Source organism: Mesorhizobium sp. C277A (assembly GCF_040324395.1).
GTDB lineage: Bacteria > Pseudomonadota > Alphaproteobacteria > Rhizobiales > Rhizobiaceae > Mesorhizobium.
The window spans coordinates 3,567,743-3,588,260 of record NZ_JAMYVW010000002.1 but is presented as its reverse complement, the minus strand read 5'-3'; the positions used below and the strand labels follow the sequence as shown (position 1 = coordinate 3,588,260).

The window sequence follows — 20,518 nt, the reverse complement described above, 5'->3', positions numbered from 1 at the left end:
ATGATGAACCTTGCCGAATATCGCAACCGTAGCAGCCGGCTCGCCGACTTCCTACCCTGGGTGGCATTGGTCGGCGCCGGCGTCGTCCTCAACAAGGATGGCAGCTTCCAGCGGACCGCGCGCTTTCGCGGCCCCGATCTCGACAGCGCCGTTCCGGCCGAACTGATTGCCGTCGCCGGCCGGCTCAACAATGCCTTCCGCCGTCTCGGCTCCGGCTGGGCGATCTTCGTCGAAGCGCAGCGCCATGCCTCGACCCGCTATCCCGACAGCAGCTTTCCGGATGCGGCCTCCACGCTGGTCGATGCGGAGCGAAAGGCGGGCTTCGAGGAGGCCGGCGCGCATTTCGAGTCCAGCTACTTCCTGACGCTCACCAATCTTGCGCCCGCCGAAGACACCGCCCGCGCGGAAAGCTGGCTCTACGAAGGCCGCGAGAAGAAGGGCCTCGACCCCAACGCGGCGCTGACCGGGTTCACTGACCGCAGCGACCGCGTCTTGCGCCTTGTCGAAGCCTTCATGCCGGAGTGCCGCTGGCTCGATGACGCCGAGACGCTGACCTATCTGCATGGCTGCGTCTCGACCAATCGCCACCGTGTCCGCGTTCCCGAAACGCCGATGTATCTCGACGCCATGCTGGCCGACCAGCCGCTGACCGGCGGGCTCGAGCCGCGGCTTGGCGCGTCGCATCTGCGCATTCTCACGGTCACGGGATTCCCGACCGCAACCACGCCGGGTCTGCTCGACGAACTGAACCGGCTGGCGTTTCCGTATCGCTGGTCGACACGCGCGATCCTGCTCGACAAGACCGATGCCACCAGGCTGCTGACGAAGATCCGGCGTCAATGGTTCGCCAAGCGCAAGTCAGTGGCGGCGATCCTCAAGGAGGTGATGACCAACGAGGCGTCCGTCCTCGTGGACACCGACGCCGCAAACAAGGCCGCCGATGCCGACATGGCGCTGCAGGAACTCGGCGCCGACTATGCCGGCATGGCCTATGTCACCGCGACGGTGACGGTGTGGGACGATGATCCCAACATCGCCGACGAAAAACTGCGCCTGGTCGAAAAGGTCATCCAGGGCCGCGACTTCACGGCGATTATTGAAACCATCAACGCCGTCGACGCGTGGCTCGGCAGCCTGCCGGGTCATGTTTATGCCAACGTCCGTCAACCTCCCATCTCCACGCTCAATCTCGCCCACATCATTCCGCTTTCCGCGGTGTGGGCGGGCGAGGTGCGGGACGAGCATTTTGCAGCGCCCCCTCTGCTCTTCGGCAAGACCGAAGGCTCGACCCCGTTCCGGCTTTCGCTTCACGTCGGTGACGTCGGCCATACGCTGATCGTCGGCCCGACCGGCGCGGGCAAGTCCGTGCTCTTGGCACTGATGGCGCTGCAGTTCCGCCGCTATCCAGGGTCACAGGTTTTCGCCTTTGATTTCGGCGGCTCGATCCGCGCGGCGGCACTCGCCATGGGCGGCGACTGGCATGATCTCGGCGGCGATCTCAGCGATGGGGCGATCGACAGTGTCAGCCTTCAGCCGTTCGCCCGCATTCACGATGTCCCCGAGCGCGCCTGGGCCGCCGACTGGATCGTTGCGATCCTGACGCGCGAGAATGTGACGATCACCCCTGAGGTCAAGGAGCATATCTGGACGGCGTTGAGTTCGCTGGCGTCCGCGCCTGTCGCGGAGCGCACCATCACCGGCCTGGTCGTGCTGCTGCAATCAAATGACCTCAAGCAGGCATTGCGCCCCTATTGCGTCGGGGGTCCCCATGGCCGGTTGCTCGATGCCGAGCGCGAGCATCTCGGATCGGCGTCGGTCCAGGCATTCGAAACCGAAGGACTGATCGGAACGGGCGCTGCGCCCGCGGTGCTATCCTATCTCTTCCATCGCATCGAGGACCGGCTCGATGGCTCGCCAACGCTTCTCATCATCGACGAAGGCTGGCTTGCGCTGGACGATGAGGGTTTTGCTGGCCAGCTCCGCGAATGGCTGAAGACGCTGCGCAAGAAGAACGCCAGCGTGATCTTCGCCACGCAGTCGCTCAGCGACATCGATGGTTCGGCAATCGCGCCCGCGATCATCGAGAGCTGCCAGACCCGGCTTCTGCTGCCGAACGAGCGCGCCATCGAGCCGCAGATCACGGCGATCTATCGCCGCTTCGGCCTCAACGACCGGCAGATCGAGATCATCGCGCGGGCGATGCCGAAGCGCGACTATTACTGCCAGTCCCGTCGCGGCAACCGGCTGTTCGAGCTGGGACTGTCGGATGTGGCGCTCGCGCTTTGCGCCGTATCCGCGAAGACCGACCAGGCCGCGATCTCCCGCATCGTCGCTGAGCACGGCCGCGACGGGTTCCTCGCTGCCTGGCTTAGCCACCGTGGCGTCGGCTGGGCCGCTGAACTGGTTCCCGCCCTAACCAGCCCCGCCCTCACCAACAAGGAGAAGTCCCCATGAAACTGCACCGCTCCCTTGGCATGCGGCTCGCTGCCGCCCTGCTTGTCGCTCCCGCCGCGCTCTCGCCCATGCTGGCAACGCCCGCACAGGCCTTGATCGTTTTCGATCCCTCGAACTATTCGCAAAACGTCCTGACGGCAGCGCGCTCGCTCGAACAGATCACCAACCAGATCACCTCGCTTCAGAACCAGGCGCAGATGCTCATCAACCAGGCGCGCAATCTCGCAAGCCTGCCGTTCTCCTCGCTGCAACAGCTCCAGCAGTCCGTGCAGCGCACGCAGCAATTGCTCAGTCAGGCGCAGAACGTTGCCTATGACGTGCAGCAGATCGATCAGGCCTTCCAGCAGAAATATGGCAACGTCTCGCTGTCGGCTTCGGATCAGCAACTCGTCGCCGACGCGCGCTCGCGCTGGGGCAACACGGTTGGTGGCCTTCAGGATGCCATGCGTGTGCAGGCGGGAGTCGTCGGCAACATCGACACCAATCGAACGCAGATGTCGGCGTTGGTCGGCCAAAGCCAGGGTGCGACCGGAGCGCTTCAGGCAACACAGGCCGGCAACCAGCTCCTCGCGCTCCAAGTGCAGCAGCTCGCCGATCTCACCGCTGTCGTCGCCGCGAACGGTCGGGCGCAAGCGTTGCAATCGGCCGAACAGGCCACCGCTGCCGACCAGGGCCGAGAGCAGCGCCGGCGCTTCCTGACGCAGGGCTCGGGCTACCAGCCCGGCAGTGCGCAGATGTTCTATGGCAAGAACTGAGGTCGGCGCGATGGAAGGCAAGCTCCTCGCTCGTGTCAGTGCGGTCATCTTCATCGCGGGCGCTTTGACAGTGACCGCAATCGAGATGAGCAGCGAGGACGACGAGCCTGACGCCCTTGCGACGGGGGACCGTTCCGTCGCGCCACAACACCCACTCGCGGCCGAATTGCGCCGCTGTTCCGGGATCGGCGAGGCCGGTCCTCGCGATCCCGGCTGTCTGAAAGCGTGGGCAGCCAGCCGGCGCCGGTTTCTCGGTCAACGTGACTCGGCAACCGCGCCTGCTCCGGTAGCGCCGACAACGCTGTTTCCGAATGTGCCGCCGTCAGCCGACCGGAAAGAAGGGAAGCGGGCGGATGTGACCGCTCCCGCGATGCAGGTCGAGCCGCCCCGACCGGAGGCTCGCTGACATGGGCGGCATGGGCGTCATCGACCATTTCCTCGAAGTCTTCACGCGCTACATCGACAGCGGCTTCGGCCTGCTCGGCGGCGAGGTCGGGTTCATCGCGACGACCCTGATCGTCATCGACGTGACGTTGGCTGCGCTCTTCTGGTCCTGGGGTGCGGACGACGACATCATGGCGCGCCTCGTCAAGAAGACTCTGTTCGTCGGCGTCTTCGCCTATCTCATCTCCAACTGGAACAATCTCGCCCGCATCGTCTTTGAAAGCTTCGCCGGGCTTGGCCTGAAGGCCTCGGGTACGGGTTTTACCGTCAACGATCTCATGCGCCCGGGCAAGGTGGCGCAGACCGGGCTCGATGCCGGCCGGCCGTTGCTGGACTCGATCTCGAACCTGATGGGCTATTGGTCCTTCTTCGAGAACTTCATCCAGATCGCCTGCATGTTCTTCGCCTGGGCGCTGGTGCTGCTGGCCTTCTTCATCCTGGCAATCCAGCTTTTCGTCACGCTGATCGAATTCAAGCTGACCACGCTCGCCGGTTTCGTGCTCATTCCCTTCGGTCTGTTCGGCAAATCCGCCTTCATGGCCGAGCGGGTGCTTGGCAACGTCATCTCGTCCGGCATCAAGGTGCTGGTGCTCGCCGTCATCATCGGCATCGGCTCGACCCTCTTTTCCGAGTTCACATCTGGATTCAGCGGCAACACGCCGTCGATCGACGACGCCATGGCGATCGTGCTGGCCGCGCTGTCGCTGCTCGGCCTTGGCATCTTTGGACCTGGCATTGCCAACGGCCTCGTCTCCGGCGGCCCGCAGCTCGGCGCGGGTGCGGCAGTCGGCACCGGGCTAGCCGCCGGCGGCATGGCAGCAGTGGGTGCGGCGGCCGCCGGCGCAGTCGTGTCCGGAGGCGCGGCTGTCAGCGGCAGTGCTGCAGCGGCCGCCCGTGGCGGTGCCGCCATGGCGGGCAGGGCATCCACAGCCTACGGCCTCGGCGCGGCCGGACAGTCTGGCTTTTCCGGCGTCGCATCCGGGCTCGGCGGTGTCATCAGCGCCGGCGCCCAAGGTGCCATCTCACCGCTGAAGCGCGCGGCCAAGAATGCGGCAGGCAGCATGAAGCACAGCTACGAGTCGGGCGCTCGCGCTGCCTTCGAGACGACGGGCGGGTCATCCACGGCTGGCACAATCGGCGCGAACGCGCCCGAAGCCGGCTCCGCACCCGTCGCGTCCTCCGCAACCGAAAGTCAGCCAGCCTGGGCGAAGCGCATGAAGCGCTCGCAACAGATGACCCATGGCGTCCAGGCCGCCGCCCACGCCGTTCGCAGTGGCGACAGCCATGGCGGCGGCTCCTCGATCAACCTCTCTGAAAGTGACTGAGCATGTTCAAACGACCGTCCACGCACTACGGCAGATCCCCACAACCCGAGACGCCCTACCAGCGTGCTGCGCAGGTCTGGGACGAGCGCATCGGTTCCGCTCGCGTGCAGGCGCAACTGGCGGTATATGGCTTTCGGTTGCCTGGCGCTCGCCGCGGGCTTCTCCGCAGCGCTCATCTGGCAATCCGCGAAAGGCTCGATCGTGCCTTGGGTGGTGCAGGTCGATCGTCTCGGCCAGGCGCAGGCCGTGGGACCCGCGATCGGCGACTATCAGCCGAGCGATCCGCAGATTGCCTTCTACCTGGCACACTTCATCGAACAGGTGAGGTCGATCCCCGCCGATCCGGTCATCGTGCGGCAGAATTGGCTGCGCGCCTACGACTTCGCGACGAAGGGCGGGGCGCTGGCGCTCAACGACTATGCGCGCGCCAATGACCCGTTCACCAAGGTCGGAAAGCAGCAGGTCGCCGTCGACGTGTCCTCGGTGATCCGCGCATCGCCGGTGAGCTTCCGCATCGCCTGGGTCGAACGCCGCTATCAGGATGGCTCACTCGCTTCCACGGAGCGCTGGTCCGCCATTCTCACTATTGTCGTGCAGCCCCCGCGCGACGCCGATGCGCTGAGGAAGAACCCGCTTGGCATCTACATCAACGCCATCAACTGGTCGAAGGAGCTTGGACAATGACGCCCGCACCCTGCAAAGCCGCCCCCTGGGGGCGTCCGGTTTTCCTCATCCACGCTGTGCCGGCCTTCCGCAAAATAGCCTTTCCAGCACTTCTGCTTTGCACTTTGGCGCTTTCAGGCTGTGCCACCAGGCAGAAGCCGCCGGAGATTTCCTATGACGATCCGGTCCCGGCCGTGCAGGCGGTCGATCCGCCCCCGCCCGTCAAGGTGGTGGAGCTGTCTAAGCCGCTGCCGCTTCCAGGCCAGTTGAAGCCGGTCGGCAAGGCCGCAAGGCCCGAGCCGGAACCGACCGATCCGGCCGCGCGGGTGAGCCTGGCCAACGCGGCCGCGCGCGTCCAGCCTGTGCGCAACGGCTTCATCAACTCGATGCAGGTCTATCCGTTCGTCGATGGCGCGCTCTATCAGGTCTATGCCTCGCCGGGGCAGATCACCGACATCGCGCTGCAGCCCGGCGAGCAGCTCGTCGGCTCCGGTCCCGTCGCCGCCGGCGACACCGTGCGCTGGATCATCGGCGATACCGAGAGCGGTACGGGCGGCGCCAAGCAGGTCCACATCCTCGTCAAGCCGACGCGCGCCGACCTTCTCACCAATCTCGTCATCAATACCGATCGGCGTACCTATCACATGGAACTGCGCTCGACGCCGTCGACCTATATGGCATCGGTTTCCTGGCAATATCCGCAGGACCAGCTCATCGCCTTGCGCAGGCAGAACCAGCAGGCTGAGGCTGCACAGCCGGTCTCGACCGGCATCGATCTTTCTCGCGTCAATTTCCGCTACGAGGTGACGGGCGATCGCGCACCGTGGCGGCCGCTGCGCGCCTTCGACGATGGCAAGCAGGTGTTCATCGAGTTCCCGCGCGGCATCGGCCAGGGCGAGATGCCGCCACTCTTCGTGGTCGGGCCGGAAGGTGACACGTCCGACTTGGTGAACTATCGCGTGCGCGGTAACCACATGATCGTCGACCGGCTGTTTGCCGCCGCCGAGTTGCGCTTCGGCGCAGGCAAGAACCAGCAGCGTATCCGCATCTCCCGCACCGACGGGGTGCGGAGCAGTCGATTTTCATTGATACGTGGCCCTGGTGAGACCCCGAAAGCGACGTTCTACCGAACAGACAAGGGAGGGTCGTCATCATGAGCGACAGATTGGATCCCGGGAAGGAAGAGGGCCGGGGGCCGGCGGATGACGCCCGGCCGGAGGCGTCGGTCGAGGATGGCGCCCGGCCCCTGACAGGCGAGCCGGCCGCGGCCATGCGGCTGCGCGCCGAGCCACCGCGGGTGACGCGTCTGTCCCGCAAGGCGCTGGCCGCGTTGGGGCTCACCGCAAGCCTCGCTGTCGGCGGTGCGCTGATCTACGCGCTGCAGAACCGTCAACAAGGCCAGGGGCAGGAGCTGTATTCGACCGACAATCGTTCGACCCCCGATGGGCTCGCCGGCCTGCCGAAAGATTATACGGGCGTTCCGAAGCTTGGCCCACCGCTTCCCGGCGATCTCGGCCGCCCGATCCTCGCCGCGCAGAATGGCGGCCCCGCGCTATCAACAGGTCCCGTTGGACCGGACCAGGAGGAGCAGCGCCGGGAGCAGGAACTGGAAGCGGCGAGGACGGCGCGCTTGTTCGCGTCCACGCAAACGTGGCCTGCAAGTGACACGACCGTCGCTCAAGTCACGACAGAAACCGTGCCACGGCCTGATCTCTCCAGCCTTGGCCTCGCGCCGCAACCAGCGACGCCCTCGGCGCAGGACCGGCAGCGCGCGTTGCTTGATCAGCCGGCGGACAAGCTAACCGTCTCACCTGATCGCGTCGGGGCGCCGGCGTCGAAAAACGTCCTGCAGGCGGGCGCTGTCATCGCGGCCGCCCTCATCACCGGCATTCGCTCCGACCTGCCGGGTCAGATTACCGCGCAGGTGACGGAGAATGTCTATGACAGCCCCACCGGACAAGTCCGTCTCATTCCGCAGGGGGCGCGTCTCATCGGCCAGTATGACAATGGGGTCGGCTTCGGCCAGCGTCGCGTGTTGCTGGTATGGACCAGGCTGATTTTTCCTGACGGCCGCTCCATCATTCTGGAACGTGAGCCTGGCGCGGACGCGGAAGGCTATGCTGGGCTCGAGGACGGCGTTGACTATCACTGGGGCGAGCTCTTCAAGGCTGCAGCACTCTCCACGGTTCTGAGCATCGGCGCGCAGGCAGGCTCATCGGGACAGGAGAGCAACATCATGCGCGCTCTTCGCCAGGGCGCTTCGGACAGCATCAGCCAGACAGGCCAGCAGGTCTTGCAGCGGCAGCTCAATATAGCACCGACACTCACCATCCGGCCGGGATACCCGGTGCGCGTCATCGTCACGCGCGATCTCGTGCTTGAACCTTATGGAGGCTGAAATGGCCAAGCTGAAACTGGGGCCAATCGCTGACGACAAACCTGTCAAGGTCATGGTGGAGCTTCCCGCGGCATTGCACCGTGACCTGACCGCTTATGCCGAGATCCTCGGCCGCGAAGCGGGGCACCGGCCCGCCGATGCGCCGCGCCTCATCGTTGCGATGTTGGAGCGGTTCATTGCGACGGATCGGGGCTTTGCCAGGGCAAAGCGTTCGGAAAGTGCTGGCTAAGGGCCTGGGGACCGAAGTCGAACCGGGTCAGTCGCGCCTCCCATTCATGGCGTGACTTCAGAAATCGCGCCGCGGCGAGCTCCTCCATTGACAGGTCCCGGGTCGTGCTGCTGTCGCCATGTTTCTTGCGGTCCCAACCAGCCGCAAGAGCGCGCGCTTTGGGTTCGATTCAAGCCACACTGCCTTGATCCAACTGATGCTGCTCTGCCCACGGATCGGTTTCCACACTGTGGCGTCGATGGCGACTGTCCTGGCAAAACCCTCGCCCGCCAGAGTGACGCCTTGACCGAGTTGCACCTTGAGGATGACAGTTGCTTCGCTGGCGCGACATATCTGGATAGCGGGGCCACCATTCGCAGCGATATGCTCCAGCAATTGCGGATCCCGGGAGGATTCGCCTGAAACCAGCAGACACGTATCTGCAAGATCTGCCCATCTGACCGCAGGCTTTTCTGCAAGCGGATGGTAGCAGGGCAGGAGAACGAACAAGCGCTCGTGCGCAAATATCTCGCTACGGCACAGGGCGGCGTTCTCAAGCCCGTGCGTGAAGACGATGTCGAGGCGCCGGCGGCGTATAGCCGCCAGGCACTGTTCGAGTGGAACGTCTTCGATCTCGACGCACACGTCTGGATGTAAACGGCCAAAACGATCGATGAGACGTGTCACGAACGTGCGCCCCATCTGGGCGCATAATCCTATCCTGAGCGTTTTGACATCCTGTTGACCGCGACTACCTCCAGCCAGTGCATGCTGCAAGCCTTCATAATGGGCCCGGACAAGATCGACCCAGGCCCGGCCTGCCTCGGTCAGCCGAACGCCATGGACGTCGCGGTCAAACAACTGCATGTCGAGCAACTGCTCGAGAGCTACGACGTTGCGGCTGACACAGGATTCCCTCACTCTGAGAACTCTTGCAGCCTGCCTGAGGCTGCCATGGTCGACAGCTGCGAAGACATGGTCCAAACGGCGGAGCGTGTTGTCGACCTGTCCCAAGGCTGAGGAGCCTATTCCTGCGCGGCAGGGACGCTAACGGGCAGGGGCGGACACAAGCTCGTTTCGTAGACGTACTCGTGCGGAATGGCCGGAGTGGCCATCTGGGAGAGGTACCGGTTTAGGTTTTCCTCGCTATTGCTCGCCGCCAGGCTACAGAAATTTCCGCTGTTCCACGTCAGTGAGCAGTAGCTGAAATGCTGGCGTATGGCGTCGGCCATCTGTGCCAAGGTCACCTCATTGCCGAACATCGTATCCAGAACGAGGGTTTGCTTCTTCTCGATTTCGTCTGAGGGAAAATAGCGCGCCTTGAACCCAAAATCCTTCTGGTATTCGCGACGCCTGTAGTCCGGCTCCTCGGTTGCCCGGAACTTTTCGACGAAGACGAAGATTCCGTCCTGCTTGAGGTGCTGGGTCACGAATTCGATCTGGCTTGCTCTGTTGGGCGAGTACATCTGAAAGGTGGTATCTTCGAGAATGATGTCGAACCCGTGGGCAAAATTTGCCAGTCGCGGATCTGAACGCAGGACGTCCTTTGTCAAATGATGAAAGGGGCCGACGAAGAAGTCAGCGTGCGGCGGTTCGCCATAAGCCATGAAGCAATTGTAATTCTCCGCGTTCGGGCTGCACGACAGTGTGCGTATCTGTCCCTCCGACAGTTCGGACAGTGTCCTCGCCATCGTGCCTTCCGCTGTTCCAAGGCTGTATAGCGAATGCGGACCACCACGATCCCGTGCGTATTTCAGCATTGCGTAGGCCGTCCGGCACTCCTCCTCCAATCTGTAGGGAATGCTGCCGTGATAATGCTGGTCAAAAAAGCCTTGTCGTGCCGCATGCAGGCTGACCAGGCCGCGCAGCAGTTCATCGCTCGGAAGAAGGCGGGCGTCGGCGACGGGCTTGCGGATTGGCATCCCGCTCTTGCCAGCGGCGGTCGCCGCGAAAAAGCCTGCCAGTCCGTTGATCCGTGGGCCGTGGTCGCACTCAGCCAGAAAGTCGTCGAGTCCACGCATCGCAGTATGCCTCCAACACCGTTCCATTGGTGAGATGCCGATACGTCGATGGGGGAAATTCCACCAAGATAAGTGGGGTCTAATATTTCACCGGGCTCAAGTATTGGCTGAGCCAACTGGTAGGCCTGCCGGATACAGGCGGCTTTCACTCGTTTGCCATTTTTTCGCTAAAGTCACATCTTCTACCAATCCAGAGTTATTTGCGTGTTGTTCAGCAACCCATGGTTCGCCACTGCGACGACTGGCCGCTCGCCAGTAAGGAGGCTGCGGATACGTGAATACTCTTGCCCTCGACCCGACCGAGAATCGCCGTTCACGGCACCAATCGCTTGCCCACAAGTATGAGAATTGGGGGAGCGTGCGGGCGGACGTGGTCAAAAGAACCGGGCTTGAGCGCCAGGAGACAAGAATCCTGCAGCCAAACCATGTGTTCTTGATGAACCTCAAGGGCACGGCGTGCCGCGGAGAAGACATTGTGGATGGGCGCCGGATTGCCTTTTTGCCGCGCCGGGCCGGTTCGATAATCTTCATGCCCGCCGGCAGTGATTGGAATGGGTGGGACGAGGGGGACGCGACCGCTTCCTACCTCCTGGTCTCGATTGCAAAAGAGTTCGCCGACGATGTGTTTGCGGGAACGGCTCGCCATCGCCCGGCAGTGCTGCCGCCGTCGATCTGGTTTCGGGACGGCACTGTAGAGTTGGCGTTGCAGAGGATTGCCTTGGAGCTCAAGCAGCCTGACCCCATCAGCGCAACGATGGTGGAGTGCCACGCCACGCAATTGCTCGGCCAAATGTTGAGGTTGAACGGCTTCCATCAGGAGCCGGCAAAAGGCGGTTTGTCATCGTTCGATCTCAAGCGGGCGGTGGACATGATCGAGACGTTGTCGGACGGCAGACCTACGCTCGCCGATCTGGCGAAAGAAATTGGGGTTAGCCGGTTCCATTTCTGGAGGGCCTTCAAGCAGTCGACAGGCATGACGCCGCACGCATTCATTGCGCAGCGACGGCTGGAGCAGGCCGCGGACATGCTGCGATCGACCAGTCTGTCGGCGACGGAAATCGCGATGGAATGTGGTTTCGGCAGCTCGAGCCATTTCACGACCGCCTTTAAGCGGGCATTCGGCGCGGTCCCGACGGAGTTTCGTCGTAACTGCAGAATCTAGCCCGCCGCTTGTCGGTTCTCAGCAAGTATCGGAAAACCCCAACATCACAGTAAAGCAGGCTTGGCGGAAGACGGTATCCATCGGCGGTCAGCCGGATACGCCGCTCATGTCAAACCTGGTTCGAGTTCATCATGGCAAAGGACGGGCCGGCCGGTCCAGTCCCTGCCTCGGATTCCTGGCCAGCACGCTATCGGCGGCCGTTGCCCGAAACGGCTACTACATCGCATCCGCCTGGATTCTCGTCGAGCGAGGGTACGGAACCGCCGGCGTGGCGACGTTCCTTGCGATCGTCAGCGTTGTCGAATTCATCGCGAGCCCTCTGGCCGGTGTAGCGGCGGATCGATTTGACAGGCGATGCTTGAACGTTGCGGCAGACCTCAGCCGCTTCGTCGTTATGCTGGCTACCGCTTGCGCGCTTCTCGACATGGACGTGTTTGTGATTATCTGTCTGTCAGCGGCCCTCTTTTCGTTTTGCGACCGTGTCGCGCTTACAAGCTCTCAATCAATGATCCCCGTGATAGCTGACGGCCGCGATCTTGTAGCCTCGAATTCCGCCGTCTTCTTCGTCATGCAGGTCGGCAATCTCGGCGCAGCTTTGCTTGCAGGGCCTTTGCTGCATGATCGCTCCCCAGTCCTGCCATTCACCGTTATTGCTGCCTTCTTTTTGTTTTCATCGGGCTGCCTAGCCTTGATGCGGCTGCAACCGGTTTCGCGTGATGTCCGCTTCGCCAAAATCTCGGCAGCACAATTAGATCCAAGCCTGCGTCGTCTCATCGGCGTCTACGCGCTTCTCTACACAAGCGCGGTGCTTGTCAGCGTCATGGGATCTAGCTTCGTCTTCCAGGAGCAGAAGGGTACTGCCGCGGATTTCGGCTACCTTGAGGCTGCATGGTCGGCGGGCTCACTGATCGGTGCGGTCTCTCTATTCCGGATTGAAAGAGCGATGAGTACCCACGTGCGGCATCTCATGCTTTTGGGCTTAACGGCGCTGGTACTCATGGCGCTGGCATCTCTGCCCACGCCCTGGACAGTGATCCTTTTTGTCGCGCTCGGATTTCTATACAATCTTGGACGCGTCAGCGTTGAAGTCACATTGCAGTCGCATGTATCCATTTATCTTTTGGGCCGTGCCAAAGGCATTATGCATAGTGTGGCCGTGGTGCTCGGGTTACTCATCTTCGGCATCGCCGCCGCTGTCGGAGATCGAGCATTTCCTTCGACGATTTTCTTGAGCTTTGGCGTGGCGCTCCTCGTCAGTATTTTGTGTTTGAGCGTGGGTGTAATTCAGACACGAGAAAAAGGTGAAACGTGAGGTGGAAGAGCTAACAGCAGGCGTAGATGCGAAACAGGCAGTCCTGGGGTCGCTGACGGCACTCTACCCCTGGATGAGCCCATACCATTCCCGGCCGATCCGTGATTATGCGTTTCGCCTGTTTACGGCGCCGGCTTCGGTTCCCATGCCAGAAATCCGGCTCCGAGCCTTCACCAAACTACTCGACATCATCAGGAAGGCAGCGACACGAAACGGGTTGTCTGCCGATACCGCCTTGGAAATCTGCAGGGATTTCCAAAGGCGCCGCGTGTTGCAGACAGGCCCTCATTTGTTTCTCCTCCTGGAGCCGGAAGCCTATTATACGCATATCTTCAGCCTCCTTGGTCTCTCGGCGCATGGCTGTTCGACCTACGTTTCCTACGCCGTTTCGACGGTGAGTCTCGTCGAAAAGCCACGCAAGGGACCAGGCTGGATCACCGTTGACGGCAAGCCGGTCAACGTCTTTGGCCTGAGCCGAAGCCGGATGATCGGATACAGCCTGCTAGCCGGGCCGGGACCTTACAGGTTCGAGTTGTTACCGACGGAGCCAAGCACTGGCGGAGACGCGCTCACGCTGCTTCGTAGCCTTCTGCCGAAGACGCAATTCGAGCGGCCCGCGCACGCCATCAAGGCAGCCAATCTCATCCTTTGGCCAAAAATGTTCGGAGGCCGCTTCGCCTTCCTGCAGATCGACGACGAGGATGTTGCCGACCTGGTGGCCAACCATCTGTCGGAGGAAAATTCCTGGCTACGCATGAGACTGCTGGAAGACCCGAAGTTCGCTTCCAACATCCTTGCCGGCCTCGACGGACTCGCGTCTGGCCCGTGGAGTGGCTGGCTCGCTCGGGGTACTGATTTCTTCTGGTTCTATGAAAATGGCAAACGCCGTCCGTTGCGTCTGATCGCCGGCGAACTCATCGATCCTGCGACCGGTATGAAGGTGGCGTGCTTCACAGCCCCCGACATTCTCGAGCGGCTGGCAAACCGCAGCCTTGTCCCGAATCTCCTGCTGATGTTTCTGGTTTTGTCGATCCTGCCCGGCGTGCGCGCGCTTGGAGGCAGCTATCAGCCGATCTACTACCCCCTGATGCGCTATGTCGTCTGCCGGGCGCTCAAGGCCGCAGGTGTGGATGAAGATCTTCGGCAGGCTCTCGCAAACGAGGACATACCGGGTGCCTGGGGACATCGGGTAATTGAGTGTGACGATGATCCGCTCGAACTATTCCTAAATGGCAGGAACCGTGGATTGAGTGGTCTTATCGACCGCCTGGGCGACATTTCCTTCGCCGAGGCATGTGGAAGCATGAAAGGCTTCGTGACCGATCCGTCGTGGCATGAACTTCACAGCCGGCTGCGGCAGGGGTTGGTCACGCCGGCCGATGAGGAATGGGCTTTTTCCTGAAGCGTCTTATGCACTTCCAGCAGCTGGCATGTGTAATGCCGGTTGCGAATGGCTGCTTCGCGCCTGCATGTGGTCGTTGAGCACGCCATAGCAGAATCCTAAAAGCAGACATCCGAGTGAAGGCCTCTTCGCGGGGCGACCGCTGGCGTGGCCTGGCTTCCTCGCACAATCGGGCGGCGTGGTTCGACACGGTGCCTATCACTGCATAATAGGCGCTGATCGAAACCGGTCCGCCGATAGTTGTATAGCCTCCGGCCATGCCGATTCCGAAGCCGAGCAGGTGATATCGCTTGCGCCATTGTTCCCTCAACACGCACATCGCCGTAGCCATGCGAACCGCTCTCCGTATCGTCGGCGCAGGCTAGTGGATCGTTGAAAACCACGACGATGTCGTCGCCCACGAAACGTGGTATTCGCCAAGAACCGTCATCACCTCCTCGGGTTCGCAGTCTCGGCGAAGGCTGCAAAGGCGCGTAGATCGGTGAAAACGACGGTCACCCCGCGACGGTGACTTTAGAAGCGTGGTCGCATCCCTTTAAGGACTGGGTGAGAGAGTTCGCGTACCCCGCCGGACGGCCACCTTCGAAGCCACGAAGCGGGTACCGTCTCGATTTATTGCAGCAGCGCGATTGCTGCGTCTCCGAGACCCTTTGGTGGAGTGCCGGTGTAGCCATCCAGGTTGACGCTCGAATCTCCAATGTAAGAAAATTGCCAAGCAACAATCCACCCCAGGCCGGTAGCCAATTTTTTATCATCGGTCCCTTTCATTTTAAGGCGGTGCATGGGCGAGTATATTGTCCCACTTATCGAATAATTCTTATTTGTTGCAAGCGATATGGTCGGCAACAATGGCAAGACGGTACGCGATCCGAAGATCGCGATGCCAGTATAAACGCCGCTCGTTGGAGCGGAGAGTTCCATGGCGCCGTTCCCACCTGCCTGTATGATGCTGGATTTGGCATCGACGAATATGGTGACTTCCTTGCCTGTGATTTTCGCATTGTTGCCGATGCCGACTACCGCATTATGAAAGTAGTGAACGCCTGGGGAAAGCACAACCCTTCCACCGAAGGCGATGCTCCCGCAGAACACCCGCCCGGCCGGAATGGTGACATCCGAGAGCGTCTGGTTACTGTAATCGCAACCTGTCGGCGGAACCGGTTCTGGTGTGCTGACAAGGGGGTCGGCGAGGAAGGGCTGGTTCGCCTTCGGGGAAATACTGTATCCGCCGCCTTGGTAATTGCCGACTACCGAGATTTTTGCCGCGGTGATTTTGCCGGCCCCAACGTGTCTCATTGCTTTGGGGCTGGAAGAATTTACCTGGATGCCACAGTTTGGCACCGACACCTTTCCCAAACCGGTCACGCTCAGTGATCCGGTTGAGTCTGGATCGAGAGCATAGATGCAGTATTCCGGGGGCGCCTTTCGTGCCTTTGCAGTGACGTGAAGGCTGATCGCCCGAATGCCGGCAAGGTTCATAAAGTCCGTCGGCATTGAGGCGGTGATTTCAACTGCTGCCTCCCGCGACACGGGAGTGGGCGTTGTGATGTCGACTTCAACCACCGCGCCGACCGCAAAAGAGCCGTTGCCAAGCGCAAGGTTCTTGGCGGCCAGAACGGCCTCCTCGTCTCCACCTTCACTCTCCATAGCTGCCAGAGCCGCCGAATCCGCTAGTTCTTGCAGCCTGGATTTCCAGGTGACGGCACTGGTAAGGTCGACGCTCACGCCCAAGACCAAACAAAGCGGTAGCGCCACCAAGGCCGCTGCCACAGCAAAGTTTCCGCCCCTGTCGAGCAGCAGATCCTTCAGCTTTCGCATTGAGATGCACTCCCTCTGGTGGAGAAACTTTAGACTACGCAAGCGGCGGAGAACGCCAGGTCTTCACTTGAGGCCGAAGGCTTCCTCAGCTTGATCCGACTGCAAAAGGTCTTTGGCAGAATGACCAACACCTGGCAAAATCACCAAGCGCCAATTTATTGGCCACCCGTTAGCGATCGCAACAGACTGACCTAGATCAAATGCAAACTGCCCTCGCTCCAAACGCGTCGCTCCTTGTCGTGTGGCAGCTGAACTGTCCGCCAGATTTTCATCCCCAACATCGTCTTCTCCAAGATAGATGGTGAGCGGAAGAGCAAGGTACGCCTTCAGCTGCTGGGAGGCTTGATCAGCACTGTAGATGCAGCCCGAGGAAAGGCACCCAAGCCCATATGGCGCTGCCTCAGCCAAAGATGGCAATACATAGGTAGATGGATTCGCAACAACTAATCTCTTGCCAGCTGGTAGGCCGAATGCCGCGTCGCGTGACATAAATTGTCCCCCAGCCGAATGGCCAAAAAGATAGTACGGCGCAGCAGGCAAGCTCTCTCGCGCTCTTGCCCAACTGACGAGGCCATTCACGTACCAGACCGTCCATTGAGCACGCGGCTGGATTACGCCGTTGTTGACGATGCCGGCTCGCTGATACTTCCAGTTCGGAAACCGATCCAAGTCGAAAAGCGGCGCATAAACGATCAGACAACGCCGATCGGCGAGCGGCTGTGCGTAGTCCCTATAAGAATCGGCCGTTCGACTCAAACCGTGAAATACAAACAGAAATGACGGGTTCGCACAGCTCTTTGGATGATAGCTGTATACCTTTAGCTTTGTTCCATTAATAACCGCCGTTTCTGTGCTCTTGCCGCTCTTCCAGGCAAACACCGGCCCTGAATAAATCAGGCCAAAGCTCAGAACCACGGCGGCTAGGAGTCGAACAAAAAAACGCACACGCCACTCCACAATAATTAGCAATCGCTGATATACCCGGTTCGGTCCTCAAAGCCAACCGCGAACTGTCGATGGGGTAAAGATTTGGTTCTTGAGGGCTCTGCTAATACTTCCACGCCCATCAGGGGAAATCGAACGCGGCTGACGAACTCACGACGGAGAACTTGGCGGGACGTCACGGCCTAGTTTGACTGAGTGGAAAATCAAGATGAAATCCAATCTCGTCAGACCCGACGTCCCCCAGCCGACCTTCCAGGCCTAGGGCGACCACCGCGTTTTCAACGGATGCCTTTTCGATAAGGCAAGTCTGGAACCCGGTCTGCAAATTGTCAGTCAGCATCGGATACAAGCGAAGCGAGTCGCTCCCATCGCTCGCGAGCCTGAGTACGGCGGATAAGCCACATGGGAAGGCGCCATAGCGTGAAAAGCCGCCCGGCGAATTGAAGACGAAATTTCCCAAGCCATACACGACAACGCGTCCTAAAACATATTCGACCTTTTGAGCAATATGGGCGCCGTGCCCTATGATAAGGTCCACGCCTGCCTCAATGAGTTGTTCCGCCAGTCGTGTCTGTCTTTTCGTCGGTCCTAAATAGTCGCTGCCCCAATGAGCAAAAAAAACAAACATTGGGTCCTGGTAACTGCCCCGCAGATCAGAAATCTGATCTCTAATACGGATAGGGTCAATCGGATTGACGCCAGGTGCACTTCCAGTAGCATACCATCTGTATATCTCAGAGTACTTGTGTCTTATCTCGAAACCGCCAAAGACGATAATATCTGTTCTTCTACTGCCGATTTCAAGTGTGATTATCAGGGGGCGCTCAGCATCCCGGAGATTAATGCCTCCTCCAAAACCTTGGATACCAGCTAAATCAAGTGCGCGAATCGTATCCTTTAATCCCTGCCGACCGCAGTCCATCATATGATTGTTCGAGAGTGACACCCCAGTGAACCGAGCGTCGATTAGAGCTTGCGAGGTCTGCTTAGGGTCACACCACGCAAGAAAGTTCTTTTGCCCCCTTAGTTTGTGTGTTCTGTCGTGCGAGAGAGGTACTTCCAAGTTGCCAATCACTTTGCTCGCCTTTTCTATGAGCCCAGCCAAGTTCTTCAAACAGTAGCCGTAACCATATTTGGCCAGTAGATCACGCAATCCAACCACACGTGGGTGATCAAAATAGCTTTCACCGAAACATATATCGCCAACAAATAGAATATCCGCCGTAACCTTTTCCTGAGGTTTATCAGGTTCACCTTCAATACGAATCTCGCATTGGGAAAAGCCAAAGCCCATTCTTCGCGCACAGCTTTCGGCGATATATCTGCACACGTTGATAGGCGTTCCATAAACCGGAAAAAGATGCGATCCTATCCCCGGTCGAGTATTAGCCTCAATTATCGCGTATCCACTTTGGTCTGCGGGCGCCGAATGGTCTATCGCGATGATGTCCACGCCCACGACGTCCAGACCTGGAATCACTACTGCTACCCGTTCAGCCACCGCTTTCATGGTGAGATGTACTTGTTCGGTAATGTCCTGAGAATCGGCTCCAGTGGAAATGCCCGCCTTTAGATCCATAATAACTCTTTGCCCGTCAGGCGGAACGGAATCGAGGTTGAAACCCTGAGCTCGTATTATGTTCTCTCGATGCGCATCGACAAGGATCGGCCGATGGCCAAGATTTGGATTGCGGCGCCGAAGTGCATTCTGGTTGTCGACGAGCTGTCTGACGGTTTTTTTCCCGTCACCGTACACGACAGGCGGAACGCGTCTACAGACGGCAACGCACCGGCCGTCCACTACCAGATAGCGGGCCTCCGTTCCGGGGATTCTTTTTTCTATCAGCACGCCGCGTCTTGTCTGTGCAGTTGCTGCAACCCACGCAGTCTCGAACTGTTCGGGTTTTACTCCGACCGAAACGCCCTTTCCTTTCTGACCATCCACGGGCTTGATTACGGCTTCGCCGAGCTTCTTTAGGCGTTGGAACGCTCGATCCTTGTCCCTATTGCGAAATCTATATCCCTCAGCCACGGTTAGTCCTGCTTGAATGAAGATCTCGCGGGCATAATCCTTTCGGGTCAACAATCGACTGGCGACGCGCGAGGTGAAACTTGTTTCTGTCTCGATCGCGAAACATGTCTTGCCCAGTCGAGAGGCGAACATGTATGGCGGCTTCACGCGAGCATCGAAACCTAGTTGGACGAACTCGCGCCGAAGATACTCGACCGTCGAGAATTTACCTATATTAGGATACTCGTTTCGGTCTCCTCTGGGAAAGTCGACCGCATCCAGCTGAAGTGACGGTATGTCCATATCAGTTCTTTCCCCAGCGATTATTTATAATTCCGCTTCTGATTCAGAGAGCGCCTCGATAAACATCAAGCCGAATGTCATGGAAGAGATGCCGATCGCCATCCGAGTACCAGAGCGTTTTTTGGGGATCTCGATAAAATCTGAACACGAACGATTGCCGACCGTATTGGTCTTGATCCGAATCTTTGGATTGAGCTGTAGCCAGGCTCTCGACGTTCCCTTCGAACGTAACCGCATTCAAGCAGTTCAACACAGTGCCTGGAGCAAAGATGTCGCCGCAGTGCTTGATTGTCTTCGAAATTTCCTTGTCAGGCCCAGATAGAGTCTTTCCCGGAGCAGGCGAGATCGTCTTGCGGTTCATTAAGTAGGTATCGCCCTCGGAAATAAACGAAAGTGACGCGCCCCTGTAGCAGAAGCCGGGTCCACTCTGGTCTTGAAATCCAGTTGATAGGTTCAATATGACGGCACCTGTCTCGCCGCTCACTGTCATCTCGTCCTTGTGCACAACGACCGCAGTATTCTCGTCAACCCCCACCCCGCTTTGACAATCCAACTCGGCCATAGTCGCTATCAGCCGTGCGAGGCGGCCTCGTTGAAGAAAGTGTTGATCGACTATCCAGCTGGGATCCAGGAATCCGAGGCCGGCGTCCACATCAGTTCCGAGACGAACTCCGCCTAGGAGAATCTCGATGGGTGGTGCCGGAAGCTTAAACATGTAATGACCCATGATTGCCGCACCGGCGCTTGACCCCGCTATAACCCCGCCGGTTGACCAGCAGTCGTATATCGCCTGAAGCGTAGGGGAGGGGCGGCCTTCGGTAGTGAGCAACTCGCCTGTTATCCGAGCTTGCCTGCCGCCAGTGAAGTAGACGCATCCCGCATTTCGGATCCGGTCAGCGATGTAGATGCCTTGGGACTGCTCCGTTCCTCCGCCAATCGTTGATGACAACGGCACAACAAATGCGGAGAGGCCGAATTTCGCTAAATGCGACGCTATCTTCTCGCCCGATTTAAGAGGATTGGCTGAAGCAATTGGGATTACCGCTACCTCGGGTCTACTGCGCTCGACCAATGAGACCAATTTGCGCCAGAGCGCCCTGTTCCTAAGCCGAAAGTTTCCGCCGGCGATAAACAATGGGCCGCGACGATCCAAGTGTAGGCCATTGGTATAACGAACATGTTTGCTGGTCATAAGCATTTTGCCTAGTAGGATCATTATCTCGCGGCGGGAGGGCGGCATGTCGAGGGGCTCGGGTAATCGCTTCGGATCATTCAGATGCGCATTCGGAAATTCGAT

General features: G+C 59.8%; 16 protein-coding genes and 1 pseudogene. 11 read left to right on the top strand and 6 right to left on the bottom strand.

The window, feature by feature from the left end:
* The 8 genes and pseudogenes from trbE to NKK52_RS17700 all read left to right on the top strand — a co-directional run bounded on the left by trbE (nt 1) and on the right by NKK52_RS17700 (nt 8,268).
* Nucleotides 1-2,454, top strand: coding sequence for a conjugal transfer protein TrbE (trbE, locus tag NKK52_RS17735; protein WP_352630530.1), 2,454 nt, complete (start codon nt 1-3; stop codon nt 2,452-2,454).
* Nucleotides 2,451-3,209, top strand: a complete 759-nt coding sequence (gene trbJ, locus NKK52_RS17730; RefSeq protein WP_023808388.1) for a P-type conjugative transfer protein TrbJ — start codon at nt 2,451-2,453, stop codon at nt 3,207-3,209. The genes trbE and trbJ overlap by 4 nt, the downstream gene beginning before the upstream one ends.
* Before the next feature lie 10 nt (nt 3,210-3,219).
* Nucleotides 3,220-3,615 (top strand): putative entry exclusion protein TrbK-alt, encoded by a 396-nt coding sequence (trbK-alt, locus tag NKK52_RS17725; protein WP_023685981.1) that lies wholly within the window; start codon nt 3,220-3,222, stop codon nt 3,613-3,615.
* Nucleotide 3,616: 1 nt separating this feature from the next.
* Entirely contained in the window at nt 3,617-4,978 is a 1,362-nt protein-coding gene (gene trbL, locus NKK52_RS17720) for a P-type conjugative transfer protein TrbL (protein WP_352629486.1), read from the top strand.
* Between the two features lie 2 nt (nt 4,979-4,980).
* Nucleotides 4,981-5,662, top strand: a pseudogene (gene trbF / locus NKK52_RS17715) (conjugal transfer protein TrbF).
* Nucleotides 5,659-6,798, top strand: coding sequence for a P-type conjugative transfer protein TrbG (gene trbG, locus NKK52_RS17710; RefSeq protein ID WP_245263174.1), 1,140 nt, complete (start codon nt 5,659-5,661; stop codon nt 6,796-6,798). Before trbF ends, trbG begins: the two are co-directional and overlap by 4 nt.
* On the top strand, nt 6,795-8,039 hold the full coding sequence (locus NKK52_RS17705) for a TraB/TrbI/VirB10 family type IV secretion system protein (protein ID WP_023685850.1): 1,245 nt from the start codon (nt 6,795-6,797) through the stop codon (nt 8,037-8,039). The genes trbG and NKK52_RS17705 overlap by 4 nt, the downstream gene beginning before the upstream one ends.
* A gap of 1 nt (nt 8,040) precedes the next feature.
* The gene (locus NKK52_RS17700) at nt 8,041-8,268 is read left to right on the top strand and encodes a DUF2274 domain-containing protein (protein WP_023716200.1); all 228 of its coding nucleotides are present in this window, start codon (nt 8,041-8,043) and stop codon (nt 8,266-8,268) included.
* 57 nt (nt 8,269-8,325) lie between these two features.
* On the opposite strand, the gene NKK52_RS17695 is transcribed toward NKK52_RS17700, so the two are convergent.
* Nucleotides 8,326-9,261 (bottom strand): LysR family transcriptional regulator, encoded by a 936-nt coding sequence (locus NKK52_RS17695; RefSeq protein WP_084634072.1) that lies wholly within the window; start codon nt 9,259-9,261, stop codon nt 8,326-8,328.
* Nucleotides 9,262-9,272: 11 nt separating this feature from the next.
* A complete protein-coding gene (locus tag NKK52_RS17690) occupies nt 9,273-10,268 on the bottom strand; it encodes a class I SAM-dependent methyltransferase (RefSeq protein WP_031204484.1) in 996 nt (331 codons plus the stop codon).
* Between the two features lie 274 nt (nt 10,269-10,542).
* Between NKK52_RS17690 and NKK52_RS17685 the strand changes: the two genes are divergently transcribed.
* The 3 genes from NKK52_RS17685 to NKK52_RS17675 all read left to right on the top strand — a co-directional run bounded on the left by NKK52_RS17685 (nt 10,543) and on the right by NKK52_RS17675 (nt 14,144).
* The gene (locus NKK52_RS17685) at nt 10,543-11,430 is read left to right on the top strand and encodes a helix-turn-helix transcriptional regulator (RefSeq protein WP_031204483.1); all 888 of its coding nucleotides are present in this window, start codon (nt 10,543-10,545) and stop codon (nt 11,428-11,430) included.
* Between the two features lie 106 nt (nt 11,431-11,536).
* Entirely contained in the window at nt 11,537-12,742 is a 1,206-nt protein-coding gene (locus NKK52_RS17680) for an MFS transporter (RefSeq protein WP_023673783.1), read from the top strand.
* Nucleotides 12,732-14,144, top strand: coding sequence for a hypothetical protein (locus tag NKK52_RS17675; protein ID WP_156939320.1), 1,413 nt, complete (start codon nt 12,732-12,734; stop codon nt 14,142-14,144). Before NKK52_RS17680 ends, NKK52_RS17675 begins: the two co-directional genes overlap by 11 nt.
* 612 nt (nt 14,145-14,756) lie before the next feature.
* On the opposite strand, the gene NKK52_RS17670 is transcribed toward NKK52_RS17675, so the two are convergent.
* The 4 genes from NKK52_RS17670 to NKK52_RS17655 form a co-directional block, all read right to left on the bottom strand.
* Complete coding sequence (locus NKK52_RS17670; RefSeq protein WP_023685843.1) at nt 14,757-15,962, bottom strand: Tad domain-containing protein; 1,206 nt, start codon at nt 15,960-15,962, stop codon at nt 14,757-14,759.
* Nucleotides 15,963-16,025: 63 nt separating this feature from the next.
* On the bottom strand, nt 16,026-16,907 hold the full coding sequence (locus NKK52_RS17665; protein ID WP_156939319.1) for an alpha/beta fold hydrolase: 882 nt from the start codon (nt 16,905-16,907) through the stop codon (nt 16,026-16,028).
* Nucleotides 16,908-17,082: 175 nt separating this feature from the next.
* A complete protein-coding gene (locus NKK52_RS17660) occupies nt 17,083-19,221 on the bottom strand; it encodes a CapA family protein (RefSeq protein ID WP_084634071.1) in 2,139 nt (712 codons plus the stop codon).
* A 43-nt stretch (nt 19,222-19,264) separates the two neighbouring features.
* Complete coding sequence (locus tag NKK52_RS17655; protein ID WP_198031556.1) at nt 19,265-20,413, bottom strand: cyanophycinase; 1,149 nt, start codon at nt 20,411-20,413, stop codon at nt 19,265-19,267.
* Nucleotides 20,414-20,518: the final 105 nt, after the last annotated feature.